The following is a 25736-nucleotide window of genomic DNA, read 5'->3' as shown; positions in this document are numbered from 1 at the left end:
CGACCGATCTCGTCGGCACCCTCTCGAGCTGAACTGACGCTATGTCTGCGGAAAGTGCCTGGTGACGAAATCGAGGGTCGACATGTCTTCGCCGCCGGGCGTCGTCGACCAGTTCTTGTCACCGAGGTATGCCCAGAGCGCGATGCGGAAGCCCCATCCGCCGATTCCTGGTGCGTTCGGGATGCCGCTCACGTCGTAGATTCCGCAGTTCAGGATCACCGCCCGCAGCTGGTCCTTCGACAGCGCCGGTATGAGCCCGAGGCGCTTGGCGTAGGCGGGATTAGTGGTGAGAGTTGCGAGCTGGCTGGTGAACTGCGCTCCCGCGGAATCGCCGGCGATGATGATCCGGTCGGGGTCGATCCCGTACTCGTCGGCGTGCGCGACGAGAAACGCGAGCGCATCGTTCAGCTGGGTGATTGCCGTCGGATAGGTGGCCTCCAGGGCGATCGAGTAGTCGAGGCTCACGGTGGCGTAACCGTGCGACGCGATGATCTTCAGGTACGGATCAACATCCTCCCTGTGCCCGGAGACCCAGGCTCCACCGTGGATCCACACCACAGTCGGGAGCCGAGCAGATGCGGTCTCCGGCGTGAAGACGTCGAATTTCTCGTTCTGGTTGGAGCCATAGGCCACGTCGAGTTTTCCGCCAACACCGCTCTTCGGAACCTAGGGCAACATCTCATTAATCGTGTCCTGTGCCCCTTTTTCGAACAACCCTCTGATGAGGAGGGCCGCAGGCCATGGGCTCACCACCCAGACGATCGCAGCTATCACTCCGAGCGCGAGCAGGCCGGTAGGTATGACTCTCCCCGGACGACGGAACCATGGCTTCGGAGTTTTCGTCATGGCTAGACCCTATCGGCGCGTGACTAGCCCCAGAGTGCTGGCTGGACTGGTGTTTCGGTGCGCGGACGCCGAGGTCCATCGAGCCGCTCCTGAAGTCGGATGGCATCGAATGGCGAGCGCGTTCCCCTGTTGTCGGGATTGTCGAAATAGACGAAGACATCCCGCCCGCGACCGTCAGCGCAGCCCTCGCCGCTCAGCCATCCATTGATGAGGGTTGCCCATTCGTCCAGGTCTGCATCGCTGTACCCGTTGGGGCGCGTGGTCACGTCGCCGTGCAGCCGCACGTATGCGAAGTCAGAGGTGATATCGCGGAACTCGGGCCAGCGTGGGGTATTCGTGACGACTATGGCCACGTCGTAGCGTCGCAGCAGTTCGAGGAAGCGCGGATTGGAGAAGCTGGGGTGGCGCACCTCGAAGGCGTGCCGGATCGGTCGGTTCGGTGCGTCCATCCAGCGATCGTTGACACTCGTCGTGGCGTACTGCTCGATGAGCTGCCGCGCCTCGTCGATCGAGTGGGGGAGCACTGCGAGAAACTCCTCGACCACGGTCGGCTGGAAAGCAAGGTATTCGGAGATCTGCCAGAGAAACGGTCCCAATTTTTCCTCGAGGGCGAGTGGGCCAGAGGCGAGGAAGTTGGCCACGTTCATGGCTGGATTCCTGAGGAGTTGATCGTGCGTGACCATCTGGCTGCCTTTGACTGAGAAGACGAACCCGTGGGGCGTTCGTCTCCGCCAGTCCCGGAAGGTCTTCGGTTCTTGTAGGCCGTGGAACGTCGCGTTTATTTCCAGTGACGCTAGATGGTCGGATGCATATTCGAGTTCTCGGCGCTGCACGTGACCGGGCGGGTAGAAGTGCCCTCGCCAGTGTGGTTTGTTCCACGCTGAAGTCCCCACCACGGCCCGTACCTCGTTCACGGCTTCCGCCAATCTCGCTGTTTCTCCCGAGTGACTATCTTCTCCGCTTTTACGGAGGGACAACCGCGAAGGCCTTCACCGAAAGCAAAAAATGAAAACGTGGCTGCGGATCGAGCAAATAAGAAGGTGCGTAGTACTGTCGAGGAGATCCGCGCGGCGCGCATAGTGCCGATCGTGACCATCGACGACGCGGCCCGTTCCGACGAACTGGCAGCCGCACTGCTGCGTGGCGGAATCACTTCGGTCGAGATTACGCTGCGTACGCCAGAGGGACTCGCGGCGGTCAGTGCCTTTGCTGTGCGTGGAGATATTCTCGTCGGCGCGGGTACGGTACTCACACCCGAGCAGGTGGAGGAGGCGGCGGGCCGTGGCGCGCAATTCGTCAGCTTCGACCTCTGGGAGGGAGGCAAATACAACGTCGCCCGCAGCTCCGGACTGAACCTCATCTCCCGGTAGCGGGCGGTGCGGTAACGTCAGAGCCGCATTCGAACCGAGGAGAGCATCGCGATGACCGATCTGAGTGGCCGACAGTACCGTCTGGAATCCGGCAGCTATCGTGCGACGGTCGCGAGTGTCGGTGCTTCGCTCAGGGAGTTGACCTTCGACGGGCGCCGCCTCGTCGTCCCTTTCAACGCGGCTGAGGTGCGTCCAGCTTTCCGAGGAGCCACCCTCGCGCCGTGGCCGAACCGGGTCGTGGATGGGACCTATTCCTTCGACGGTACGGACTACCAGCTGAGCCTTACCGAACCATCGCGCCATCACGCACTGCACGGGCTCGCCGGGTGGCTCGACTTCTCGGCGCTGGAGGAGAGCGCTGACCGCCTGGTGCTCGGTGCCACCGTGGAGGCTCAGGTCGGGTATCCGTTCCGTCTCGAGCTGCGCATCGAATTCCGTCTCGACGACGGTGGACTCCACTGGTCGGTGTCGGCGCTCAACACCGGAGCGCTGGCGGCCCCTTTCGGCACTGGACCCCATCCCTACCTCGTCGCGGGCGACGGTCACGTCGACGACTGGGCACTCGAACTCCCGGCGAGCAGCGTCCTCACCGTGACCGCGGACCGGCTGATCCCCCTCGACCTCGACACCGTCGAGGGCGGCGAGTTCGATTTCCGCTCCTCCCGCACCATCGCCGACACCTTCATCGACCATGCCTTCACCGACATCACCCGGAACGAGAACGGCCTCGCGTCCGTGCGCGTACTGAGCATGGCAGGCACCGGCGTCGGGATGTCGTGGGGCACCGACTGCCCGTGGGTGCAGGTGCACACGGCCGACCGCCCCGCTCCCGAGCCGAGCCGCATCGGACTCGCAGTGGAACCGATGACCTGCCCTCCGGACGCCTTCAACTCCGGTACCGACCTGCTGGTCATCCAGCCGGGGGAGTCGGCTTCCGCCGGCTGGAGCATCCACGCGATCTGAGGCGGGGTAGGCGCGCTAGTTTTGTCTGGTGGACGCAACCAGGGCAGAACTCGAGCAGCGGTATGACGAACTCCGAGCGCAGAAACTGTCGCTCGACCTGACCCGCGGCAAGCCGTCACCGGAGCAGCTCGATCTCTCGAACGCCCTGCTCGAACTCCCGGGTGTAGGCGATTATCGCGATGCCTCTGGCACCGATTTGCGCAACTACGGCGGACCGGATGGGTTACCTGAGCTGCGCGCCATCTTCGGCGAACTTCTCGAGATCCCGACGGCGCAGCTGCTTGCTCTCGGCAACGCCAGCCTGTCGACCATGCACGACGTCGTCGTGCATGCGCTACTGCACGGGGTCCCCGGCGGCAGCGGTCCGTGGCGGGATGTCGAGAACCTCGCTGTCCTCTGCCCTGTGCCCGGCTACGACAGGCATTTCGCGATCTGCGAGGCGTTCGGCATCCGGATGATCCCCGTCCCCTTCGTCGATGGCCGACTCGATCTCGAGACGATCAGGCGCCTCGTAGCCGAGGACTCTGGCATCCGCGGTATGTGGTGTGTGCCGATGTACTCCAACCCCACCGGCATCGTCTACACGGTGGAGGAGACTGAGGCGCTCGTCGGAATGGAGGCGGCCGCTGTCGACTTCCGACTGTTCTGGGACAACGCCTACGCCGTGCACCACCTCACCGATGACGAGCCGCCGGTGATCGACGTGCTCTCCGCGGCGGCGCGAGCCGGGCATCCGGATCGCCCACTCGTCTTTGCCTCGACCTCCAAGATCACCTACCCGGGCTCCGGCGTCGCCTTCTTCGGCGCCTCTCCGAACAACGTCGCGTGGTTCCGTCAGCGAAGCTCTGTGCAGACCATCGGCCCCGACAAGCTCAACCAACTCCGCCACCTGCGGCTGCTGCGGAGCACGGATGGAGTGCGCCGTCACATGAGCGCCCACCGCGCCATCATCGAACCCCGTTTCGCCGCCGTGCTCGAGATCCTCGAGCGGCGGCTCTCCGGCGTGGCCACCTGGTCGAGGCCCACCGGTGGTTACTTCGTGAGCCTCGACGTTCCGAAGGGAACAGCGTCCAGGGCGATCGCGCTCGCCGGCGAGATCGGTGTGGCGGTCACTCCCGCAGGTTCGACCTATCCCTATCGCGACGACCCGGATGACGCGAACATCCGTATCGCCCCGACATTCCCATCCCAGACTGAGCTCGAGGCCGCCATCGACGCGCTCTGCACCTGCGTGCTACTGGCTGCCGCGGCTTAGTGCAGCACGTCGTAGCGCGCGAGGGCATCCGCGTCGCGCGAGTAGGTCGCTGAACTGCGGGCGGTATCGAGCGCCGTCACGGGATCGGCCTCCGCCTCCGCGATTGCGAGCAATCGTTCGGCCTCTGCCAGCCTGGTGCGCGCGTCCGCTCCTACTCCGCCGCGCCGACCGGCCACGAAGTCCTTGGTCGTGGCGATCTGGCTTCGCGCGGTGAGGAGTGCCCCGCCGAGCGCGGTGCGTGCGTGTTCGAGCCGCTGGGCCTGGTTGCGAGCACTCGCCAGCGCCGTATCCAGCGCGCCGATCGACGACTGCAACCTGTCGATGGATGCCGCGGGGTCAGCCGTGTCGAGCGATGCGAGCGTGCCCTCCACCCCGCTCACCGCCGCACCGATCGCCGCGCCGGAATCCGGGTCGGGCGCGCTGTCTCTTGAGCCCCGGGCTTCGACCAGATCGCGCCGGCTGTCCGCGGCCAATCGCTGGAGTCTGGCAGACGACTCGGCGAAGGATGTGTCCAGGTTGTCGACTGTGTCAAGCAGCTGGGCCGCGTGCTGCGCGTCGGAACGGGCATCCTGCAGCAGCGCCGTCACGTCGCTCGCCCCGCGGAGACCCCGCTCGGCATCGTCTGCTTTCGTGGATGCCACGGCCAACAGTGACTGCGCTTCGGCGACAGTGCCGACAACCGTTGCGAGCAGGTGTTCGGTGTACTCCGCGGAGAGTCGTTCGAGCGTCGCGGTTGCGACCGGCAACCTCGACGATGTGGCGGTCACCAGCTCTCGAACAGCCAGAAGGTCGGCTGGTGCATTGGATTCGAGCGAGCGGAGCCGTCCAAAGGCCGACGACTGTCGATCGAGACTGTCGAGGCTCGACTCGCAGAGGTGCACGATGCGGGCGGTCCACTCGCGCACCTGCGCCTCGGTGTCGGGGTAGGCATCGTCGAGTTGCTGCTTGAGACGAAAGGCCTCCGCGAGGTTCTTCTTGCCGTCGGCAACCGCGCCGTCGAACTCTCGCGCCCGCTCTTCGCCGAACTGGGCGACCGCGAAACCGAGCTCGTCGTCATTGCGCTTGAGCGAATCGTCGAGTCGTACCAGCAGGATGTTGGCACGTTTCGCACTGTCGTCGGTGCGGGTCGCCTGCCCCCTGCCACGACGTCGGGCCAGCACGGCGCCGACGACGATCACGATCGCCACGATGATCACCAGGACGGTGACAGCCGCCGTCGTTACGGCCGGGATGAGGTCGGACGGCGCCCCCTGGATGCTCGTGAAGGCCATGCCGGTATCCTACGATCGCCGCCTGCCGATCTTCCTGACAGATCCGAACAGCGAAACTCCCCGGCATCTCCCCTGATTTCGGGGGCTACACGCTTAAGGTGTCCCTGTGTGGCGCGCCAATAGAACCCAGGACGACGACTTCTTCGAGGAGCCGGAAGATCGGCATGCCAGAGCGGAGAAGCAGGTGACAGCCCCGCATGCGTTGAGCCTCGGTGACCCGAGTTACACGCCTTCCAACGTGGCAGAACCGACATGGGCGAGTTGGCGCGCCGAACTCGCTGCTGTCGGAGGCCGTTCCTCCCTGTTGCATTTCGTGGATGCCCCGCGCACCCGTATCGAGTTGGGGGCTACCCATCCCGGCGGCCTCGCCCAGTTCATCACTGGCAAGTCCACGCTGCTCTCCAACCTGATCCGTGACGATCTCGCCCTGCGCGCCGCCAAGTTCTCCGCCGGTGAGATCGCCGCCAAAGGCCTCGAGCTGGCGACCGCGCGCGGCATCGACTCCATCCACCTCGGTATCGGTATTGCCGAGTGGCAGCATGACGGTGTCGACTACCGTGCTCCCATTCTGCTGCGGCCTCTCGCCATCCGCCGCTACGGCAGCGACTTCGAGGTGAAGCTCAAGGGCTCGCCGTTCCTCAACTCTGAACTCGCGAGAGCGCTGCAGGCGCAGTTCGACATCGAACTCGACGCGCAGGCTTTCGTAGCGCTCGCCGAGGAAGACGGATCCTTCAAGCCCAACCCGGTCATCGACCGCCTCCGCGGCCTCACTTCGCATCTCGACTGGTTCAACGTGCTGCCGCGGCTCGTCGTGTCGTCCTTCGCGGATGTGGCGACGGCCATGCACGCGGACACCGCCGAACTTGAGCATCCCATCCTCGACGCTCTCGCCGGCAATCCCTCGGCGAAGTGGACTGTCGAGGAGAGCTACGCGCCCGTCGATCCGAAGAACCCCGACCAGCGCACCCCAGAGACTGACACCCTCCTCCTCGACGCCGACGCTGAGCAGGAGAACGTGATCGCCCAGATCGCCGCGGGCAACTCCGTCGTCGTGAAGACGCTTCCGGGAACCGGTGCCACACAGACCATCGTCAACGCACTCGGTGCCCTCGTCGGCCAGAACAAGCGGGTGCTGGTGGTGAGCGCTCGTCGCTCGTCGCTCTCGGGCATCGCCCAGCGGTTCGGTGACATCGGGCTCAGCGGTCTTGCGGTCTCGCCGTCCACGCTCCGCCGGGATGTCATCCGCTCGATCAGCCGCGACGAGAAGGCCAGGGCACCACAGGTCGGCGAGGTGGATGACGCGCTGATCCGCCTGCGTAAGGTGCTGCTCGACTACCGCGGTGCGGTTGCACGGCAGGACTCGGAGCTGCGCGTCTCCGTGCTGGACTGCCTCACCGAGCTGTCACGGCTCGCGCTGTTGCCGTCGCCGCCGGCGACCACTGCCCGGCTGTCCCGCGATTCCGTCAGGCTGATGGCGGGCGACCGCGCGGGAGCAGCGACCGCGATGGTCGAGGCCGCGAACCTCGGTGAATTCAAGTACGGACCTGGCGACTCGCCGTGGTACGGAGCGATTTTTGCGACCAGCGAGGCGGCGACCCGCGCCCACGGCATCGCGCAGCAGCTACACCACACGGAGCTGCCTCGCCTGCTGCAGCGGGCGAACGAGCTCATCGCCGGTACTCGCATGCGTCCATTCGAGACCGTCAACGAGCTGGGCATCTATCTGCGCCTGCTCGTGGATATCCGCGATACCCTCGACAAGTTTCAGCCGGTGGTCTTCGACCGCTCACTCAGCGAACTGATCGCGGCGACCTCCTCGCGCAAGGATTCGCCAGAGATGTCGTCGTCTAATCGTCGTCGTCTCAAGAGACTTGCCCGTGAGTATGTGCGCCCCGGCGTGCACATCGGCGACATCAACGAGGCACTCACGCGTATTCAGCAGCAGCGCATCCTCTGGCAGCGTTTCGTCGTCGCCGGCGTGACCCCCGAGGTGCCGGTCGGTATCGCCGACGTGCAGGTCGCCTACCAGCATGTGGCCCAGGACCTCACCTCGCTCGACGAGCCGCTCGGCGCCGCGACGCGGGAGACCCAGCTGGTCTACATGCCGATCCATTTGCTGCTCGATCGGGTCGAGGCACTCGCGGCCGAGTCGGACGTGCTGCACAACCTGCAGGAGCGTGCGCAACTGCGCACCACGCTGCGCGACCTGCAGCTCGACCCGCTGCTCGAAGATCTCGCCTCCCGTCACGTGCCGGAGAGCCAGGTCGCTGCAGAACTCGAACTTGCCTGGTGGCAGTCGGCCCTCGAGTCGATGCTGGAATCCGATCGCGCGCTCCTGAACGCCAACACCTCCGTGCTCGATCGCCTCGAGGCCGACTTCCGTCTCGTCGACGAGGCGCATGCCGCCGGCAGTGCGCAATTGCTCTCCTGGCAGCTGGCCGAAAACTGGAGTATCGGACTCGTCGACTGGCCGGATGAGGCTGCGGCTCTGAAGCGCGCCCTGCGCGGTGAGCACCTCGACGCCCGTGACCTGCAGGAGGCGGCCCCTCACCTCTCGCGCACGATCGCGCCGGTGTGGCTGGCCTCGCCGTACGAGGTCGCTCAGATCACCGACACCCTGCACTTCGACACGGTGGTCCTGGTGGACGCCGGGGCGACCACTCTCGCCGAGAACGTCGGAGCGATCCGCCGCGGCAAGCAGACCGTGGCGTTCGGCGACCCGGTCACCCAGACGCCCGCCCCTTTCACCATCGCGCTGGCCGCGACCGAGGCCGAGGAGCCGGAGGTCGTGGCGGAGACGCTCGACGGATTGCACGCCGAATCCGCCCTGGCCAGGCTCGGCACCCTTCTGCCGACGCTCGCCCTCACGCGCAGCTATCGCGCCGGTGGCGAAGACCTTGCGGAACTTGTCAACCGTCGTTTCTATGCCGGCAAGATCGAGTCATTCCCCTGGGCGGGCAGCTTCCTCGGGCACAACAGCATTCGTCTCGACTTCCTCGAAGACGGCTCAGGCATGCCCGACCCGGAGTCCGGCGGGGTCGAGAGTGTCGATGCCGAGGTCAATCGCGCCGTCGAACTGGTGATCGAGCATGCGACGAGCCGCCCGCACGAGTCGCTGATGATCATCACCGCGAGTGCTAAGCATGCCGTCCGTGTGCAGCAGGCGGTGCTGCGGGCATCCGTCGGCCGTGCGGAACTCAGCGAGTTCGTGCTCGGCGACCGCCCTGAGCCTTTCGCCGTGATGACGATCGAGCAGGCAGTTGCGCAGAGCCGTGACCGGGTCATCTTCTCTATCGGCTACGGTCGTACCCCTCACGGTCGCGTGCTCTCCGATTTCGGCGCACTCGGCAGGCCCGGTGGCGAGCGACTGCTGGCCGTAGCTATGACGCGTGCGCGACGCTCCATGGTGATCGTCACCTGTTTCGAGGCCGACGACATCGACGAGAACCGCATGCAGTTCGGCGCTGTCGCCCTGGCTGAGATCCTCACCGATGTCAGCGCGCGCAACGCGATCGAGGCGATCCCGGACGACAGCGAGCCCATGCTCGTAGATCTGGCCCGTCGCCTCAGCTCACGCGGGCTCCGTGTAGCCCTCGGCCACCGCGGAAAGCTGGGACTCGTCGCCTCGCACCACGGCATGTGTCTCACCATCGAGACCGACACCGTGCTGCAGGGAACCAGCCTTCGCGAGTCGCTGCGCCTGCGCCCCGAGATGCTGCGCCGCCTCGGCTGGCACTACCTCCGGGTGCATGCCTTCGAACTCTTCAGTGAGCCGGATGCCGTGGCCGATCGCATCGTGACCATGCTCGGTCTCGACACAGCCCCCATCACCGAACCCATCCCGGTGATCTCGACGCAACAGGCGTAGCACTTATGGCGGACCACGCAGCACCGCGCCCGCGCGATCGACCGCGCCCGCGCATCACCACGGAAGCCGCTCCTGGCAGCGATCCGACGCCCCCGAAAGAGCCGCCGCGGCACGTCGAGACCGAAAACGACGAGCGTCTCAAACAGGACAAGCCGCCGCACTGGGGCTGACCGCTTCCGCTCGTGCTGTCCGCGCCCACGAAAACGGGTCAATGCGGCCGATCCGGGCCAACGTGGTGACCCCGGCGGGCCGCAATGACCCGACTTGCGGCGAAAAGGATCGCTAGGCGTCGGCGTGCTTGCCCGACGGCCCCTCCGGCAGTGTGTGGTCACCCTCGGGCGACGGGCGGCCGGCGAGGAGGTCGCGAATCTGGATGAGAAGCTCGGTTTCGGTCGGAGGCACATCGGCCGGCGTAGCATCCTCCTCCTTCTTCTGGCGTTCGAAAGCGAGCTTCTTGAGGTAGCTGATCGGCACGATGAGGGCGAAGTAGACCACGAGCGCGACCAGCAGAAATTGGATGACCGCTGCGATCACCGCACCGAAGTAGAGGGTCGCCGTATCGCCGCTGGTCGTGGGAATGGGGACCGGCAGTGCCGTCTCGAGATCCTTCGCGTTGAAGAGGGCTCCGATGGCCGGGTTAATGACGCTGCCGACGATGGCGTTGACAATACCGGTGAATGCGGCGCCGATGACCACGGCGACAGCCAGATCGATGACGTTCCCGCGGAGGATGAACTCCTTAAATCCCTTCAACACTGCAGGCACTCCTTTCGGCTGAGACTACGAACCGGTGGATCCGGTCTTGGGGCTCGACGATACCGCTGCCGGTTTCGCCGCAGGGGAGGTGGAGGGCTTGGATTCGCTGGTCGACGGCTTCGAGTCCGACTTCGATGATGAGTCGCTCGACGAGGACTCTTTCGATTTCGACGACGAGTCGGCGTTCGACTTCGACTTGGCCGCTGAGGCGTCGGCACGGGCATCCGTACGATAGAAACCAGAACCGTTGAAAGTGACGCCGATGGAGTTGAATACCTTGCGGAGCTTCGGCTCACCGCAGTTCGGGCAGACAGAGAGCGAGTCGTCAGTGAACGCCTGGTACTGGTCGAAGGCGTAGTCGCAGTTCGCGCAGCGGTACGAATAGGTGGGCACGGGAGTCCTTTGTGCGGTGAGGAAATTAGAAGCTGGTGATCGCGCTCGGTGTCACAACACCATTGACGCGTTTGTCGTGCACCTCGCTGGGCACGGAATCGACCAACTCCCGGTCGAAGATCACAGCATAGACCGGCGGGCACTTCTCCATCGATCCGAGGGTGCGATCGAAGTACCCGCGACCCCAGCCCATGCGCATCCCGGTGCGATCGACGGATGCCGCGGGCACGACGATCAGGTCGACGTCGTTGATCGCGATCGGACCGAGCAACTCGCCGATCGGCTCCAGCATGCCGAAGAGACCCGTGACCTCCGTCTCACCGTCACCGACGGTCCAGTCGAGCAGGCCGTCGTCACGAGAGACGGGAAAGAGGATACGGATGCCCTTGGCCTCAGCCCAGTTGAGGAACGGCCGGATGTTCGGCTCCTCGGCTGTCGAGAGGTAGGCCGCGATCGAGGTGACGTGCAGGCTCGTAGCAAGATCCTGCAGATGGAGGCTCAGCTGGTCGGTGGCGAGTTCCCGTTCGCGCGCGGTCATGATGCGTCGGCGCTCTCGGAGTTCGGCTCGAAGCGCTCGCTTCTGGTGGCTCGGGTCGCCGCTCATGCAGACATTCTACGGGCGCGAGTTCGGTGGTCTGGGGCATACAGCTCTGTTAACCCCCCGGTAACGAGGGATAGGTACTCTTAGGGCATGTCGTTCCAGATAACCAAAGCAGTCATACCCGCAGCGGGTCTCGGTACCCGATTCCTTCCAGCCACCAAAGCGATGCCGAAAGAGATGCTTCCAGTGGTAGACAAGCCGGCCATCCAGTACGTGGTGGAGGAGGCTGTGGCCGCCGGACTCACCGACGTACTGATGATCACCGGCCGCAACAAGAATGCGCTGGAGAATCACTTCGACCGCGTGGGCGAGCTCGAGGCGACACTGCTTCAGAAGGGCGACATCGATCGGCTGAGGAAGGTCAACTACGCCACGGACCTCGCCGAGGTGCACTATGTGCGCCAGGGCGACCCCAAAGGCCTCGGCCACGCGGTGCTCCGCGCCAAGATGCACGTGGGCAACGAGCCATTCGCCGTGCTGCTCGGTGACGACATCATCGATGCCCGCGATGTGCTGCTCTCCCGCATGATCGAGGAGCAGGGAAAGCGCAATGCAACGATCGTCGCTCTCCTCGAGGTCGACCCCAAGCTGACTCATCTCTACGGCATCGCGACGGTGGAGAAGACAGACGAGGAGGACGTCGTGCGCATCACCGGTCTGGTGGAGAAGCCGTCGGTGGCAGATGCACCGTCGAATTACGCCATCATCGGCCGCTATGTGCTGCAGCCGCAGATCTTCGACATCCTGGAGCACACGCCACCGGGCAAGGGCGGGGAGATCCAGCTGACGGATGCCCTGCAGACTCTCGCCGCGAACGAGGGCATCGCCGGGGGCGTCTACGGTGTCGTCTTCCGCGGTCGTCGTTACGACACCGGCGATCGCCTCGACTACATCAAAGCGATCGTGCAGTTGGCTGTCGACAGAGACGATCTCGGACCCGATCTTCGACCGTGGCTGAAGAACTTCGCGAAGAATCTCGAGGAATAACCGGGCTCTAGACTAGGCAGCGTGGCGACCGCGATCCCTTCCCTGAACGATGGCAGGGTAACGATTCGCGCGATCCGGTTGAAAGACGCCCGCGTCCTTGAGCGCGAGTTGCTCGACAACCGCGGCTGGTTGCGCAAGTGGGAGGCGACCAATCCGTACGGCGCGCTCAGTTTCGATGTGCGGGCCAGCATCCGCAGCCTGCAGTCGAACGCGCGTGCCGGTTTCGGGCTGCCATTTGCGATCGAATACGACGGTGACTTCGCCGGACAGTTGAATGTGTCGGGCATCACCTATGGGTCGCTCTCGTCGGCGTCGATTGGCTACTGGGTCTCCGAACGTTTCGCGGGCCTGGGTCTCACACCGACGGCTGTCGCCCTGGCCAGCGACTACTGCTTCTTCCAGGTGGGAATGCACCGGATCGAGATCTGCATCCGCCCGGAGAATGCTCCGTCACTGCGGGTCGTCGAAAAGCTGGGGTTTCGCTACGAAGGGCTTCGGCGGCGCTACATCCACATCAACGGGGACTGGCGCGACCACTTCTGCTTTGCCCTGACCGCGGAGGAACTACCCTTCGGCGCGCTGCGTCGCTGGCACGAGGGCAGGGTTCCCGTCGGCGCGGGAACCGTGCCGCAGGCGGACAGGGACGCCGCGCTGCTGCCGGGAACACACCCCCGCTAATCGGACGCGAAAGCACCCGGCACTCGTAACGTATGGGTATGGGAGTCGAGGGCATCGGATCGAGCGTGATCATCGCTCTCGCCGCGCTGCTCTGGCTCGTCTATCTCGTACCAACCTGGCTGCGACGCCGCGAGTACCTCGCGACCGAACGCAACGCCGTGCGCCTTCAACAGACGCTCCGCATCATGGCGGAGACCGCCGAGGTTCCTGACCAGGTGAGGGCCGAGACATCCGCCCGCAGCGCCGCACTGCAGGAACGTGTGCTCCGAAAGGAGCAGCAGCGCGCCGTCGCCGTCGCCGAGGCACAGGCTGCCGCGCTGGCTCGCGAGGCGGCCCGTCGCCTCGCCGAGACCCAGCCGGCCATCGCCGCGGATGTCGCCGTCGGCTCGTCTGCCTCGCGCAGGCTGCGCCGCTCCCGCGTAATCACATCGATCTTCCTCCTTGTGGCGCTCGTCGCCTCCGGCATTGGTGTTGCACAGTTCATGGCCGTCGGCAGCTGGGCGCTGGTCGCCGCGGGCCTGATCGTCACCGTCGGCGCCTTCACGATGCTCGGTCAGATGGCGGCTGTCAGCACGGCGCGTGCAGAACTTGCCCGCAGCCTGCGCACCCGCCCGGCCGTGGTCGTGAAGAAGCAGTCCATCAGCGTGCCCGTTCCACAGGCTCCTGTACAGACCACCTGGACCCCGGTTGCGGTGCCGAAGCCGCTGTATATGACCAGGCCCCAGGTCGAGCGCGCGGTGATCGCTTCCCTGGAGGCTGCGGCCGAACTGCGCCAGGCGACCGCTGATGCCGAGGAGGCTCTGCGGAGGGCGCACCAGGAGCCGGAGGTCACGCCGATCCGTCCTGTGGCCGCTGCGTCGAGCGGTGTCGCGACCGCAGCTCCGAGCCGCTTCGCGACCGCAGCGCCAAGCCGCTTCGCGGCGATGGGTTTCATCGACGAGCCGCAGGCAGGCAAGACGGATCTCGACGCGGTGCTGCGTCGGCGTCGCATCGCCGCTGCGAGCTGAGCGGCACAAACGGCTTTCCGAAACCTGATAGCGTGGCTACGCACTATGGGCCCTTGGCGCAGTTGGTAGCGCGCCTCGTTCGCATCGAGGAGGTCAGGAGTTCGAATCTCCTAGGGTCCACCATAGAAGGCTTACTAGAATCGGCGTCCGCGTCGATGCCGGTGAGTAGGTCTTCTACGGTCACCGTACTAAAGCCACCTTTCGGGGTGGCTTTAGTCGTTGGTGCGGAATGTCGTACCAGTTCAGCGAGCGCCTGGTCGAGGGAGTCGCTCGTGCTCAGTCCCGCTTCGCGGGCGCGGAAGCCGTGTTGGGCGGCGAGAAGTTCTGCCAGCGGGCTGTTGATCTCGTCTCCGACGACTTCTTCGTTGGCCACGAAGATGTGCTTGAAGATCGCTTGATTGAGCTTGCGCCGTATCTCGTCACTAGCGCCCATGTAGAGGGCGTGTGGATCTTCGAGCAGTCGAAGGTTGGCTTGGAGGAACTCGGCTCCCTCGCTGAGGTCGTCGACCACCGTGTTGAGATCAGCGCGGAGCTTTTCGCGTTGTCGTCCGATGTCGGCGAGACGAGCACGGATCTTGCCTTGCGGCAGTGTGCCGTCTGCGGCGAGGTCGAGCAGGTTCTCTTCCTTGGTGTCGAGGTTGACCAGCTGATCCTCAAGCTGCTTGCGAAGGAGCCTTTGCGCGGCCTCGGTGTCTGAAAGCGCTGATTCCATCCCGGCTCGCATCACGGCGATGAACGCCGGGCTGAATCGGATGGTCTTGTAGTGATCCTCGATTGCTTCCTCGACCCTGTCGACGTTGGAGTACGGGGCGTCGCAGCTGTGGTCTTGTGCGCCGATGCAGAAGAAGTAGAAGTACTCGTTGCCTCGACGGCCCACTGCTCGCTGCAGAATGAGTCTCTTGATTGCCCCGTCCTCGAGTCGGCATCGGCCGCAATAGAGCGTGCCCTTGAGGTAGTGCGAATGCACACGACGCCGTTCGCCCGAGATCGCCCGCGTCTCCAGTAGCGACTGAACGCGGTCGAAGAGTTCCTCGTCGATGAGCGCGGGGTGGCGTCCGTCATACTCTTCTCCTTTGAATGCCACTTTCCCCAAGTAGTAGCGGTCGCGCAGCATCTGGGCGACTTTGTTGATCGATACCGGGCCGGGCGCTCGGCGCACATTTCCTCGGGTGACTAGGCCGCGGTCGGTGAGCTCTGACGCGATGTCGTCGAGGGTGTGGTCGCCGGATGCGTAAAGCTCGAAGGCCAACTTGACGAAGGGTGCTCGTTGTTCGTCGATGCTGACGGATCTCACTTCGCGGCCTTCGAACCTTTCGATGGTGTTGAGGTACCCGATGGGTGCTCGCCCGAGGGTGCCGCCGTTCTTGGCTTTTTGTCCCATCTTGTACGCGATGTCTGCGCCGTCCTCGCGGGAGCGGTACTCATTGAAGGCTGCGAGGATGCCGTGCATGAGTTGCCCGACCGGTGTCTCATCGATCGACTCGGTGGCGCTGATCAGTCCCACGCCGCGCTTGGTGAGGTCGGCCATGACAATGGCGTCGTCGTTGCGGTTCCGGGCAAAGCGAGACAACTTGTACACGATGATGTAGTCGATGTCTTTCTCGCGCCGCACTCGCGCCAGCATCTCTTGGAAGGCGATGCGCTTCGTCATCTCGGTCGCAGATCGACCCGGCTCGATGTATTCGTGGATGATGGTGAGGCCCAGTTGGTCGGCCTTCTTCTCGCACGAGATGCGTTGTGCCGGGATGGAGATGCCCTCGGGGTCGTAGTCGGTGTTGACCTGCCCCTTGGATGAGACGCGCAGGTAGATGACGGCCCGGGTCCCCGGTTCTGCATCGGCTGCCCTTGCCCCGTCGCTAACGTCGATCACTTCTTCTTGGACCTCGACGGGGGCGATGTGCCGAGGCTGCGCGGTTAGGACGTGCGGGACGAACGCCTCGATAGTGCTCTGGTCGGTTTCGGCGATGCTCATGCTGAACTCCACAGGTGACAGTTGAGGGGAGTTGCCCTCAGAGGCGAGACGCTTCCAGGCGCGGCTAACTGCGCGAACTGGGAGCGAGAGGGTTGGGGTTGCGCCCCGCTGTGTGAGCGGCTCGGGCGCGGAGCCGGGGCTAGATGAGCCATAGGCGCGGGTCTCCGTTTACCCCTTAATTTTACCTCGTGAGGCCCGGATTTCCGCGGGTGTTGACCATTCCGCAACAACTTCTGTCTGCCCACGGAGAACACCCCCGTTGGCGCAGTCTGTAGTCCTGTGTGCGGCGTGGCTCTAGCGGTAGAAGACATAGCAGCGTCCCTCCAGCTCGAAGATGTCGTAGACCTCGCGGGTCTGTTCCTCGATGGCGGCACGGTCGATATAGATGGCTCCGGCGATGCCACGTTCCATCGCCCAATGCTGAAGGTCGGTTTCCCAGTCGGACATCTCGGTGACATTCAGGACGACATCCTCCATGTCGAGGTAGGTGCCGCAGAAGGTCTGCTCGAAGCTCTCGATCAGGTTCGGGCTGCTGGCATCGACATCGCGCAGCCGCAGGAACGCGCGCAGGGCATCGCCGTGCCTCTCAATGAGGGCTGCCAGCGCCACCGCTAGTTCATGGATGTCGTCGCCCGACTTCGTGGCCGGCACGTAGATGAGTTCGCGGTCCTCGCCGAGTTTGGGCCACTCGGGGATGAGCAGTCTGGATAGGTCGGGGTCAGGGCCGGAGCCCATGTACTGGCGGCTTGTGTCGGGGAAGTCGCGCATCACCAGGTAGGTGCCAAACCAGTCGATCCACGTGCGTACCTGAGCCGGTGTGGTTGGGTCGTTGTAGACGTCCAAGTACTCCTCGCTGAGGGAGGCGCGGCTTCCCGAGCCGGTGCGGGCGAACTCATCCAAGGTGTGACCCTCATCGCCGAACGCGTTGGCAATTGCCCGGGCGATGGCGCGGGCGGTGTGCTCGGTGATGTCGCCGCGACGTTCACGGGCATCCTCGATGCCGCCCTCAATGGTTTCAAGAAGCGCGTCACCGTTCTCGGGCTTGCCTGCTTCGAGGTTTGGGTTGTCGGGGTCCGGCAGTTCGGCCTTGTGCTTGCCGAGAGGGTTTGTTTCGGGGGTGAGGTCAGTCATGACTGTTGCCTCTGTCTGCGATCACGAACTTGGTGAAGGCTTCACGCCATGTCTGTGGAAGGTCGGTCGACGGGACTGCTCGCAACTCCGCGAGTGCCGCATCCCCTCGCAGGATGCCGGTCGCGGCGAAAGTGCAGAGCGCGGTGCCGAATCCGCCATGCACGGTGGCGGCAATGATCCGGGCGGTCGCGGGATCGATCAGCTCGATGCCAGCCTCGGCTAGGGCGGCGTTGATGTGCTGCCGTGCTCGGATCGACTGGTCTGGCGCTATACGCGCCGCTCGTGTAGTTCCTAATTGATGGTTCATGAGTGATTCCTCCTTTCGGTTACTGGTTGTTCGTCTCGTGGTGTGAGCATCGCGACGGCGTTTTGGGCGCTGGTGACCCGGAACAGGTTGTCGGTCAGGGTCGGGTCATCGCGGATGCTGGCACGGAGTTTCGTTGCTCGTTGCTCGCTGGGCACGACCCAGACGATGGCCGGGAAGATGCCCTGCCGGTGCTGCTCGGCCCCGGTCTGGAAGTAGCGCTGGTAGACGGCGCACTTGCGCAGGATCGCGGGCATGTGCTCCGTGCCCCTGTCGACTTCGACGAAGGCGTGCTCTTCGACTGCGGCGTTCGCGGTGACCACATACAGGTCGGGTTTCAGCCATAGTGGTCCGCCGTGGCTGGCGGTGAAATCGCGCCAGCACTCGGGTTCGGCGTCGAGTTCCAGCAGATCGAAGCGCCCATCGCGTGCCGCTTCACGCAGCCGCACGGCGAGATCGGCGACCTCAAGAGTGTGATCCGTGAACGGTGCCCCGGGTTCGACGAAGCGTCGCCGGGCACCGTCGCCTCGCAGGGCTCGGAGGAGTCTCTCGCCGGTGGCGGAGAGTTGCCAGACGTTGCCTGAGGAGCCGTGCTTGATCCCACCGATGCGACGTTCCAGCCGGACGAGGAACCCGCGATCCTCGAGGCGTCCGAGGACTCGGACGGTGCCGCGCGTTGCGGCTGAGATGGTTGCATGCCCAATGGCGAAGTGCAGGCGTTGGATCTGCCGAGTGCTCAATAGCCGGAACTGCTCGATGTCTTGCAGGAGGGCCAGATCTCGATCAGTGAGCAGTTGAAGGAGCATCTCGGTCTTGTAAGGAGTCCACGAGCTATTCATGACGACCTCCAGACCAGGTGGGCTTAGCCTCCACAGGGGTGGGAAAGTGATCCCTGGGAACAGGGAGAGTCCCATCCCAGTTCGAGCCTCGAGCCGCACAGGTTGGCCTCTGTTGGGCGGTGTTCATCGTCGTGGACGGAATAGCGACCGGACAGCCGACCGGACACACAGCAACAGCGGTCAAGCGAGCGTTTCGGGAAGCGAAGACGTTCATGATCGCCTCGCCTTCCGACTCACCACGGGAACGGCCTCGATGGGTATGCCGTCCGATTCGGGCGCAGAAAGTGGTTCGGCCTTGCTCACTTGGCCCCACTGGTCTCGACTCATCTGACGCACGATGTGTCCGTCATGGAGGGAGCCTGTCGGGGCGAGGGTGCGGGCGGAGAACCAGCCTGCCGGTGCCCCGTCGTCCACGACGTTTGCGTAGATGTCGTACGGCTTCAACGCCATAAAGTCTTCGGCCACCAGCCCAGGTGCCATCCTCGCCAAGTCGCGCGCATCGTCCGGTCCGAGCCCAAACACGACCTTGTTCCGCGCATTCGCGTCGAAGGCCGCACGCATCTGGGCGGGCAGTTGATCACGGAACTGGTGCGCCAGATTCCAGCTCACACCGTAGGAGCGCGAGGTGGCCAGCGCATCGGCGATAGAAGTCGGCAGGTGCAGGAACTGCTGCACCTCATCGATATAGATCGCGGCAGGGCGATCCAGCGGACGGGTCTCGGCTGCACGTTCCAGCGTTGCCATCCACAGCTCGGCAACGACCAGGCTGCCAAGTAGCTGCGCGGCACCCGGCCCGAGCAGGGCGTCGTTCAGGGGTACGAGCACCGCCTTGCCGTCGCGAAAGACGTCCCGCAACCTAAACCGTGGGCGAGGTTGTCCGAGGACGGCGGCCAGGTTCTTGCGGAGTACGAACTTGCGCAGCTTGTTCATGGGTGCGGCGATGATTTGCGCTCTGGCTCCCGGAGACAGCTCCTCGAAGCCGGCCCAGAACGAAGCCAACGTCTGGTCGCCGGCTATCGCTCCGATCACTTCACGGCGGAAAGGAGCGTCGGTGAGCAGCCTAGATAGATCGAGCAGCGTATAGGGCTCGCCCCGTGTCTCGCCCGCGGTTGCGAGCGACAGCAGACCAGCGTGCAATAGGTCTTCCGTGCGTGGTCCCCACCCGTCCTCGAACACAGCCTTGAATGCGCTCAAGATCCCATCGATGACAACATCCTTGTTGCGTCCCACGGCATCGAGCGGATTGAAGCCGACGGGGTTCTCGTCTGCGGCATCGATGATGACGACCCGGTCGGCCAGCTCCGGCGGTACCCGTTCTGAAATGAAGTCAACGAGTTGGCGTTTCGGGTCGACCAACACAAGGCGTCGCCCTGCGGTGATGTCCTGCGCGATCAGTGATGCGAAGACCATTGACTTGCCGGAGCCGGTGGGGCCGGTCACCACCAGGTGTTGCATTCGTCCGGGCGTCCGAATGCCGATGAGGCGTGTGTCGCCCGGAGCGTTCGCGGTGGCGAAGACGTTCTCGGTGGTCGAGAGGGCTGCTGGTGCGGGTACGAGTCGGGGGTGATGGGCTGGAAGCCCGGGAAGTTCATGCTCGCCGATAGGCCATGCGATCAGTGGCAGAAGTTCGGCAGGCGATACGCGCATCGGCCAGCGTGACGGGATTACCGCGTCGTTGAGTCGCTGGATGTCTTCCCGGATGAGTTGCAGTCGGACGCCCGGACTTTGTGCGGTTGCCATAGCGCCGACGAGCTCGGTGACGAGGCGTTTGCGTCTTTCGGGAGTCGGTGCATTGGCGCCGATACGGATGCTCACGTCGAGGTTTGGTTGCTCGGCAGTCGCTTTCATCCGCGAGCGCATCTCGGCGGGTGCCGGTTGTGTGCCGTGGCTCAGCGACTTCCACAGTGGCGCGCTCGGGTCGGCAACTTTCGTCGGCAGTGCGCGTGGCGGGTGGCCCAGGCCGATGATCACTTGCACCACGATTGTTTCGCCGGGTCGGCGAGCACCGAACGCCGAGTAGATCGCGCGGACGGTCGTTTCGGCATTGTCGACACGGATCGGCAAGCCGGGTGGATGGGCGCCGATGTGGCCACCGGCCTCCGCCCGCCCCCGATCGCCGGGTCGAGTCACCGCACTGCGGATGCCGGGTACAAGATCCCCGAGCAGGCGCTTCAAGTGTTCGGTGGCGAAGGGATGAACGCCGACGAGATAAGCGACTCCGTCATCGGTCGCGCGCGTTTCGAGGATGAGCGGGATAGGTGCGTCCGGCTGTGCAAGCCTCGCCAGCAGTTCACCAACACTGTCGGCGTTGAGCGGCGATGGCAGGTGCAAGCGCAGGAACGTCGGTGGAATCTTCGCGTTACAAGGAGGCGTCATGGTCTACCTCCTCTGCGCTCCGATCGATGAGCTGATGCTCCCGACGCGCTTCGATCTCCAGCTGCGCTTGCTCAAGCGAATGCTGGATCAGCGCGTCGCCCAGCAAGTGCTGATCGGGGCTCTCACGCAGTTCGCTGAAGACCCAGACCTTGCGGCCTTCGCGCTTCCTGTAGCGGCGATTAGTTCTACTCATGACTGTGCAACCTCCTTTCGGATTTGCTCCTGGCGACTTCCTTTCGCTCGGTCGGGAGTGGTCGTACTGACGTTCCCGTGGTACGGGAGGCCCGTTATGAACTGATTCGGGCGGACTGTCAAGTGTTGTTGTCGATTCCGCAACGCTTTGACAGGGGTGAACGTGCTCATGCTTGTCACCACTTGTTCCGTCTGGCTTGCAGGATCGCGACCAGCGCCCAGATGGCCGCGACGAGAACGACGATGAGGACGATCCAGCCCCAGAATTGAGCCAGGAACTGCAGCGCGACCCAGAGCGCGATGATGCCTCCAAGCAGCAGTAGGCAGAGGTCGAAGAAGCGTTGCGCGAGGTTCTTCGGGGTTGGTTCTTTGTCGGCCATGGGTCATCGCTCCTGTTCTCCGGTGAGGGTGAAGTCGCTCGGTACGGGGTAGCCGGGAATGACGATGTCGGATTCGATCTCGTTGCCCCACACGTTCCAGTCGCGGTGGCTGTTCGGGCGTTGCCGTGCGAACAGTTCGAGGTAGGGGCCGTCGAGGACGCGTTCGATGAGGGGGATCATTTCCTCGGGCTTGCGGGAGTGTTCCTGCCTCGGGAACTGCAGCGTCGAGCGCTGCCCGCGGAACTTGAACGGTGCCTTCCCGCGGGTGCCGTGGAGGAGCAGCTCGTGGGAGCCGCGGAAGTAGAGGCCGAGCCCCATGTAGTACTTGTCCCAGGCTGCGTTGGTCTTGTACTCGAAGCCCCACGCCTTCATCACTTCAAGGCCGGCCGGGAGTGCCCCGTTGGTAACCCAGAGCAGCAGGGTCGCGTTGTCGTCCGCCAGATCGGCCACGGGCATGTTCTTGATGCGTTCGAGGGTCATCAGGTCGTAGTGCTGCGCGGCTCCGCGGGCACCCTTCTGCTGGATGTCCCAGGGCGGGTCTGCATAAATGACCTTGTACTTCTTGCTCGGCACCGTGATCTCGGTGAGCGTGTCGTTGATGTTCATCGTGTGGTTCCTCCTTTCGATTCCGGACCGTCGGCAGCGCGCAGCGCATGCCCTCGGGGTGGACGTATGGTTATGGGCTCTCGGTGGGGTTCGCGCAATGTTCCGATCGCTCCGGCTACGAAGCGATGCGACAGGTGATCGGAATATCGGCTAACAGAGGTCGAGGCGTTGAAGTCGTGGCGATCAGTGGCAGCGATCCTCGATGTTGTGGAATTGGCAACGATGTTCACGCTGTTGCCTCCTCGGTGGCAGTCGTGCCGATGAATCGACGTCCCCGACGACCGACCGTCAGCTCACCGAACAGCGCATGAGCGACGGCGCCTGGTGGGTCGTCGTGACCGACCCGCAGACCGACGATGTTCTCGTCGTCCGCTGCGATGGGAGGGTCCGTGTTCAGCCCTATGGCGAGCACTGCCCCTGGGAAGCTACGCAGCCGGTCGAGCACGTTGTCCGTGTCGAACAGTTGCCAGTCCGTCAGCACGACCAGTCGAACCTCGTGCTTCGGGAAGCTCGCCGCGATCTCCTCCGCACGGGTCAGGCTGGGACCAAGGACGCTCGACCCAGCCGCGAAGCGTGGCACCCGCAGACCTCGCGCGAGGTTCTGCTGGAACGTGGGGCTGCGCAGCTTGCCCGGCGCGACAGCCCCGCGCGGAGTGTCGAAGTGCAACACTCCGCCCAGGCACTTCCCGCAAGTGCACCATTCCTGTAGCGCTTCGAAAGCAAGCTGCACTTCCTCGTAGCGGTTGCCGACCGGATCGCCCCCGCCCGGCAGCGACACCGAGCCGGAGTCATCGAAGATCGGCAGGACCAGCCGGGGCTGACGGGGGCAAAACCCCGGCCAACCCAGCTCAATCGCAGCGTCCTTCTTTGGCCTGACTGATCGTGGCGACTCGCCCACGAGTGCGCTGGGTTGCAGGTGCGGTGCGAGGCTCATGCTCCGCCCCCGTCCTCGCGGGCGCGGCGTCCGACAACCGGCTCGGGCTCGACTGCGGGGCCGTGGCCTGCCACGCCGGGGTTGCGGCGCAGTACGCGGTGCTTCAGCCCCTCGTAGGTGAGCAGTGCCGCCTGTCCGCGCACATCGTGCTCGCCGCGGATCGACTCGTCCTCGGCGATCTTCTCCAAGGCGGCCTTCAGCGGTGCACTCGCAGCCAGAGTGGTCTGACGCTTGATCGTGCGTTCGTAGTCCTTCTCCGCGGTGTCGATTGCGTCCGCGATCTCGTCGGTGACGATGTAGCTGGAGATGAAGCTGGCCGCAGCGATACCCGCAGCCAACGCCCCGTACACGAGGCCGGAAAGAGGGCCGTCGATGGTCGAGCGCAGCGCGAAGATCCCGATCGAGATCAGCACGCCCACGGTTACTCCGGTGTAGACGAGCGCCTTGACGATGTGCTTGCCGTCGTCGGTGCCGTCGAACAGGTGGGCGAACGGCTCTTGCTCTTTGGTGAGGTTGGCGCGTTCGATCTTGCGCTTGCTGGCCATGCGCAGGTCTTTGATCTCAGCCCCGACCAATCCGGCGGTCACGACGGCGACACCCGCGGCCAATGCCTGGATAAGGGCGAGCTCGGGGATCTCGCCGTAGTAGATCTGCGCCCCGGCCTGTCCCGCAACGTCCCCGAGCAGGAGCAGTCCGGTGCGGACCATGAACCAGCCCTTCTGGCCCTGCTTGCGACGTACAAACGGGCTGAGCGCCGCGACCGTGCGTTCCAGGCGTCGCTGGGCGCGTTTGACGAGTCGGCGGTGTCGGCGGCTGAGGTGCTCTGCTGACTCGGCCTGCACCTTTAGACCTGCGTGGGCGATCAGCGCGGGACGGGACTGCAGGATGCCCTCTGCCTTCCATAGCGGTTCCTGTTCGCGCCCGAAGGCATCGAGCTCGTTCTCGACATGGAGGGCTGGGCCGGTGGTGCCGTTGATGCGGTGTGCTTCGTCGACCTGCTGGAGGCTGAGGTTGCTGTACTCCTCGACGCGGTCGGCTGTCGCGTCGTAGGAGCCGCTGGCGTTCTTGATGGTTGCCATGACGGTCACCGCCCTGCCGTGTAGTCGGTCACGGACACGCAGGTCTTCGCGCCGGCCTTGGTGCACAGCGCGTCGTAGAACGCGACCAGTCCTTCGACCAGCGCGGAAGGCGCCGGGTCGCCGTCGATGCGACCGAGGCCGGCCACAGTGATGAACGAGCCGGGCAGAGCCGGCACGCTAACCGTCGAGGCCAAGTCGGTCGCCTGCTCGGGGGTGAGCACCTGCGATGTGAGGTCGGTGCCGATGTTGTTCAAGCCATCCGTCAGCACATACAGGTGCAGCTCGTACCCGTCGCCAAGCTGAGCGGCGTACTCGCCAGCCAGCCGATAGACAGAGGTGATGTCCGAGCCTCCGCCGGGCAACGCCGCAATAGCATCGCTGTACTTGGCGGTGATCTCGGCCATGACCTTCTCCACGAGAGCGTCAACGCGGCGCAGCCGCGCATTGTCTGTCGCACCGGGGAGGGCCAGCTCGCCGTCGTAGATGGTGACCGTCGCACCGCTAGAGGCGGAGAAGGCGCGAACCAGCAGGTGGCCACCACAGACGGCTGTGCGGCGCACCACGTCTGCAGTGATTGCCAGCCGCTTGGTCGCGATGGTGTCGCCTGCGCTTGAGCCGCTGCCATCGATCTCGACATCGGCAGCGACTTGCTTGTCGGCCGTGCAGGCAGCGAGGATCGTCTGGTCCGTGGACGAGCTGGCGTTCAGGGATGAGCACGCGGTGAGCGCGAGTGCGGCGCTGAGGGCGCAGACAGCCGCGCTGGTGCGCAGTACGGTGAGGGTGGTCAATGGGTTCTCTCTTTTCTTCTTTCACAGGGACAGGGATGGGGATTGATTCGGCCAGGGAGCGATGCAATTGACGTTGCATCGCTCCCGCTCCGCTGTATGAAGTTGTTGACTCCAGTCTGATTCGCGTCGCAGTCTGCGTCACTGACACGAAACTGACACGATGTTGGCGTGGAGATACTCGACCCGCTGCAACGCGACATCCGTGATGAACTGCGTCAGCTCAGGAGATCTCCTACCCCGTTCGATGTAGCCGAAGTCAGCACATGCGTGACGTTGGTCACATACCTCGGAATGGGGAGTGCCGCTCAGGCCTTCTCCACGCTGCTCGCAATTGGCCAAAAGTACGGGAAGGAAGTCGAAGGAGACGTACGGGCGTTCTTCGAAACCAGCGGCCACGAGATGGCAGGCGACACGCTGGATAGCCGACTGGCCAATTATGCTCAGGCGCACTCAGTTGATCCACGCACTGGCCTTCGAAGGAGTAACCGTGGGATCGATCAACTCGGAGCACTCATTCGCGACGGTCTGCCATTCGAGCGGCCATGGGGAAACGTCATCGTCACTCAGGCGGGCTCACTCGTTGAAGGCCAGATTCGAATCAACGTTGAACGCGGGACAACTGTCAGCCGACCTCGCGTTTGGGTGAACGACCTCGAGATAGAGAGCCTGTCATTCTCATTTCGAGAGGCTGCCTACAGCGAGAAAATGCTGTTCGCGACTGAACTCATTCCACCCACTTATCTCGATGCCGACGTTCGAGGAGATGCCGCACTGTTCGCGCTTCGGGTCGTTTGGAACATGCCAGTCTGGCCCCAGTGGTACGTTGGCGCGCAACTCGCAGACCCGCGCCTAATGTCAGTCCTTTCTACAAATCGGAACTTTGAGACCGACATCCGGATCAACTGGGCATATCCCGCCGACGACTATCGCCGCGTCGACTCACGGTTTGCATTGGCCCCAGGTATCGAAAGTCCCACGTTTGACAAAAAGACGAACGTGAAATCAGACATCGCTTGATTCTCCGACCTGGCTGGCAACGTTGCAGGTAGTAAGTATGCGGAGATTTGAAGAGCATTGGGTCGCGGTTTTGAGGGGCATCGAGTCGGCGGCCGAGAAAGCGAGCCGCCCAGTAGTCGAATA

Annotated in this window: 26 protein-coding genes, 1 tRNA gene and 1 pseudogene; 10 read left to right on the top strand and 18 right to left on the bottom strand. The window is 64.2% G+C overall.

The genetic code is table 11. The features are described from left to right. Window positions 1–39 precede the first annotated feature (39 nt). Genes ABIB56_RS12075 through ABIB56_RS12065 form a run of 3 tightly spaced genes read right to left on the bottom strand, consistent with a single transcriptional unit; the run spans window position 40 to window position 1739 of the window. The gene (locus ABIB56_RS12075) at window positions 40–633 is read right to left on the bottom strand and encodes an alpha/beta hydrolase (protein ID WP_354569460.1); all 594 of its coding nucleotides are present in this window, start codon (window positions 631–633) and stop codon (window positions 40–42) included. A 33-nt stretch (window positions 634–666) separates the two neighbouring features. Next, window positions 667–846, bottom strand: coding sequence for a hypothetical protein (locus ABIB56_RS12070; RefSeq protein WP_354569459.1), 180 nt, complete (start codon window positions 844–846; stop codon window positions 667–669). Window positions 847–869: 23 nt separating this feature from the next. Beyond that, a complete protein-coding gene (locus tag ABIB56_RS12065; RefSeq protein WP_354569470.1) occupies window positions 870–1739 on the bottom strand; it encodes a DUF72 domain-containing protein in 870 nt (289 codons plus the stop codon). A 120-nt stretch (window positions 1740–1859) separates the two neighbouring features. Here ABIB56_RS12065 and ABIB56_RS12060 point away from each other — a divergent pair, with 120 nt between their 5' ends. Genes ABIB56_RS12060 through ABIB56_RS12050 form a run of 3 tightly spaced genes read left to right on the top strand, consistent with a single transcriptional unit; the run spans window position 1860 to window position 4434 of the window. Continuing rightward, on the top strand, window positions 1860–2216 hold the full coding sequence (locus ABIB56_RS12060) for a hypothetical protein (RefSeq protein ID WP_354569458.1): 357 nt from the start codon (window positions 1860–1862) through the stop codon (window positions 2214–2216). Window positions 2217–2267: 51 nt separating this feature from the next. Continuing rightward, on the top strand, window positions 2268–3179 hold the full coding sequence (locus ABIB56_RS12055; RefSeq protein WP_354569457.1) for an aldose 1-epimerase family protein: 912 nt from the start codon (window positions 2268–2270) through the stop codon (window positions 3177–3179). Between the two features lie 28 nt (window positions 3180–3207). Further along, a complete protein-coding gene (locus tag ABIB56_RS12050; RefSeq protein ID WP_354569456.1) occupies window positions 3208–4434 on the top strand; it encodes an aspartate aminotransferase type Ic in 1227 nt (408 codons plus the stop codon). Here the strand turns inward: ABIB56_RS12050 and ABIB56_RS12045 are convergent. Then, window positions 4431–5705 carry a coiled-coil domain-containing protein gene (locus ABIB56_RS12045; protein ID WP_354569455.1) on the bottom strand — a complete coding sequence of 425 codons (1275 nt, stop codon included), beginning with the start codon at window positions 5703–5705 and terminating at the stop codon, window positions 4431–4433. The genes ABIB56_RS12050 and ABIB56_RS12045 overlap by 4 nt on opposite strands. Before the next feature lie 106 nt (window positions 5706–5811). On the opposite strand from ABIB56_RS12045, the gene ABIB56_RS12040 reads away from it, so the two are divergent. After that, the gene (locus tag ABIB56_RS12040; RefSeq protein ID WP_502917595.1) at window positions 5812–9573 is read left to right on the top strand and encodes an AAA family ATPase; all 3762 of its coding nucleotides are present in this window, start codon (window positions 5812–5814) and stop codon (window positions 9571–9573) included. 282 nt (window positions 9574–9855) lie between these two features. Here the strand turns inward: ABIB56_RS12040 and mscL are convergent, their stop codons facing one another. Genes mscL through ABIB56_RS12025 form a run of 3 tightly spaced genes read right to left on the bottom strand, consistent with a single transcriptional unit; the run spans window position 9856 to window position 11326 of the window. Continuing rightward, entirely contained in the window at window positions 9856–10326 is a 471-nt protein-coding gene (gene mscL, locus ABIB56_RS12035; RefSeq protein WP_354569468.1) for a large conductance mechanosensitive channel protein MscL, read from the bottom strand. Between the two features lie 27 nt (window positions 10327–10353). After that, a complete protein-coding gene (locus ABIB56_RS12030; RefSeq protein WP_354569454.1) occupies window positions 10354–10722 on the bottom strand; it encodes an FmdB family zinc ribbon protein in 369 nt (122 codons plus the stop codon). A gap of 25 nt (window positions 10723–10747) precedes the next feature. Further along, window positions 10748–11326, bottom strand: a complete 579-nt coding sequence (locus ABIB56_RS12025; RefSeq protein WP_354569453.1) for a 5-formyltetrahydrofolate cyclo-ligase — start codon at window positions 11324–11326, stop codon at window positions 10748–10750. A gap of 87 nt (window positions 11327–11413) precedes the next feature. Here ABIB56_RS12025 and galU point away from each other — a divergent pair, with 87 nt between their 5' ends. From galU to ABIB56_RS12000, 5 genes are all read left to right on the top strand, one after another. Beyond that, entirely contained in the window at window positions 11414–12310 is an 897-nt protein-coding gene (gene galU / locus ABIB56_RS12020) for a UTP--glucose-1-phosphate uridylyltransferase GalU (protein WP_354569452.1), read from the top strand. A gap of 21 nt (window positions 12311–12331) precedes the next feature. After that, on the top strand, window positions 12332–12988 hold the full coding sequence (locus ABIB56_RS12015) for a GNAT family N-acetyltransferase (protein ID WP_354569451.1): 657 nt from the start codon (window positions 12332–12334) through the stop codon (window positions 12986–12988). A gap of 38 nt (window positions 12989–13026) precedes the next feature. After that, entirely contained in the window at window positions 13027–13995 is a 969-nt protein-coding gene (locus ABIB56_RS12010) for a hypothetical protein (protein WP_354569450.1), read from the top strand. 47 nt (window positions 13996–14042) lie between these two features. Continuing rightward, window positions 14043–14118, top strand: a tRNA-Ala gene (locus ABIB56_RS12005). A gap of 106 nt (window positions 14119–14224) precedes the next feature. Beyond that, entirely contained in the window at window positions 14225–14692 is a 468-nt protein-coding gene (locus tag ABIB56_RS12000; RefSeq protein WP_354569449.1) for a hypothetical protein, read from the top strand. Between the two features lie 306 nt (window positions 14693–14998). On the opposite strand, the pseudogene ABIB56_RS11995 reads toward ABIB56_RS12000, so the two are convergent. The 11 genes and pseudogenes from ABIB56_RS11995 to ABIB56_RS11945 all read right to left on the bottom strand — a co-directional run. After that, window positions 14999–15967 (bottom strand): annotated as a pseudogene (locus ABIB56_RS11995) (recombinase family protein); the annotation flags it as partial. Between the two features lie 294 nt (window positions 15968–16261). Further along, window positions 16262–17098, bottom strand: a complete 837-nt coding sequence (locus ABIB56_RS11990; RefSeq protein ID WP_354569448.1) for a hypothetical protein — start codon at window positions 17096–17098, stop codon at window positions 16262–16264. Next, window positions 17091–17405 (bottom strand): hypothetical protein, encoded by a 315-nt coding sequence (locus ABIB56_RS11985; RefSeq protein WP_354569447.1) that lies wholly within the window; start codon window positions 17403–17405, stop codon window positions 17091–17093. The genes ABIB56_RS11990 and ABIB56_RS11985 overlap by 8 nt, the downstream gene beginning before the upstream one ends. Next, entirely contained in the window at window positions 17402–18241 is an 840-nt protein-coding gene (locus ABIB56_RS11980; RefSeq protein ID WP_354569446.1) for a replication-relaxation family protein, read from the bottom strand. The genes ABIB56_RS11985 and ABIB56_RS11980 overlap by 4 nt, the downstream gene beginning before the upstream one ends. Window positions 18242–18451: 210 nt before the next feature. After that, entirely contained in the window at window positions 18452–20617 is a 2166-nt protein-coding gene (locus ABIB56_RS11975; RefSeq protein ID WP_354569445.1) for a type IV secretory system conjugative DNA transfer family protein, read from the bottom strand. After that, the gene (locus tag ABIB56_RS11970) at window positions 20601–20810 is read right to left on the bottom strand and encodes a hypothetical protein (RefSeq protein WP_354569444.1); all 210 of its coding nucleotides are present in this window, start codon (window positions 20808–20810) and stop codon (window positions 20601–20603) included. The genes ABIB56_RS11975 and ABIB56_RS11970 overlap by 17 nt, the downstream gene beginning before the upstream one ends. A gap of 175 nt (window positions 20811–20985) precedes the next feature. Then, window positions 20986–21189 carry a hypothetical protein gene (locus ABIB56_RS11965; protein WP_354569443.1) on the bottom strand — a complete coding sequence of 68 codons (204 nt, stop codon included), beginning with the start codon at window positions 21187–21189 and terminating at the stop codon, window positions 20986–20988. Between the two features lie 3 nt (window positions 21190–21192). Continuing rightward, window positions 21193–21795, bottom strand: coding sequence for an MT-A70 family methyltransferase (locus ABIB56_RS11960; RefSeq protein ID WP_354569442.1), 603 nt, complete (start codon window positions 21793–21795; stop codon window positions 21193–21195). Between the two features lie 226 nt (window positions 21796–22021). Then, window positions 22022–22729 carry a hypothetical protein gene (locus tag ABIB56_RS11955; RefSeq protein ID WP_354569441.1) on the bottom strand — a complete coding sequence of 236 codons (708 nt, stop codon included), beginning with the start codon at window positions 22727–22729 and terminating at the stop codon, window positions 22022–22024. Further along, complete coding sequence (locus tag ABIB56_RS11950) at window positions 22726–23808, bottom strand: hypothetical protein (protein WP_354569440.1); 1083 nt, start codon at window positions 23806–23808, stop codon at window positions 22726–22728. Before ABIB56_RS11950 ends, ABIB56_RS11955 begins: the two co-directional genes overlap by 4 nt. A gap of 5 nt (window positions 23809–23813) precedes the next feature. After that, a complete protein-coding gene (locus tag ABIB56_RS11945) occupies window positions 23814–24596 on the bottom strand; it encodes a vWA domain-containing protein (RefSeq protein ID WP_354569439.1) in 783 nt (260 codons plus the stop codon). A 168-nt stretch (window positions 24597–24764) separates the two neighbouring features. Here ABIB56_RS11945 and ABIB56_RS11940 point away from each other — a divergent pair, with 168 nt between their 5' ends. Further along, window positions 24765–25613, top strand: a complete 849-nt coding sequence (locus ABIB56_RS11940; RefSeq protein ID WP_354569438.1) for a hypothetical protein — start codon at window positions 24765–24767, stop codon at window positions 25611–25613. The last annotated feature ends 123 nt before the right edge of the window (window positions 25614–25736 follow it).

The sequence above is a fragment of the Glaciihabitans sp. UYNi722 genome (genome assembly GCF_040549465.1).
Taxonomy (GTDB): domain Bacteria; phylum Actinomycetota; class Actinomycetes; order Actinomycetales; family Microbacteriaceae; genus Lacisediminihabitans.
This window is presented reverse-complemented; position numbering and strand designations above follow the sequence as displayed.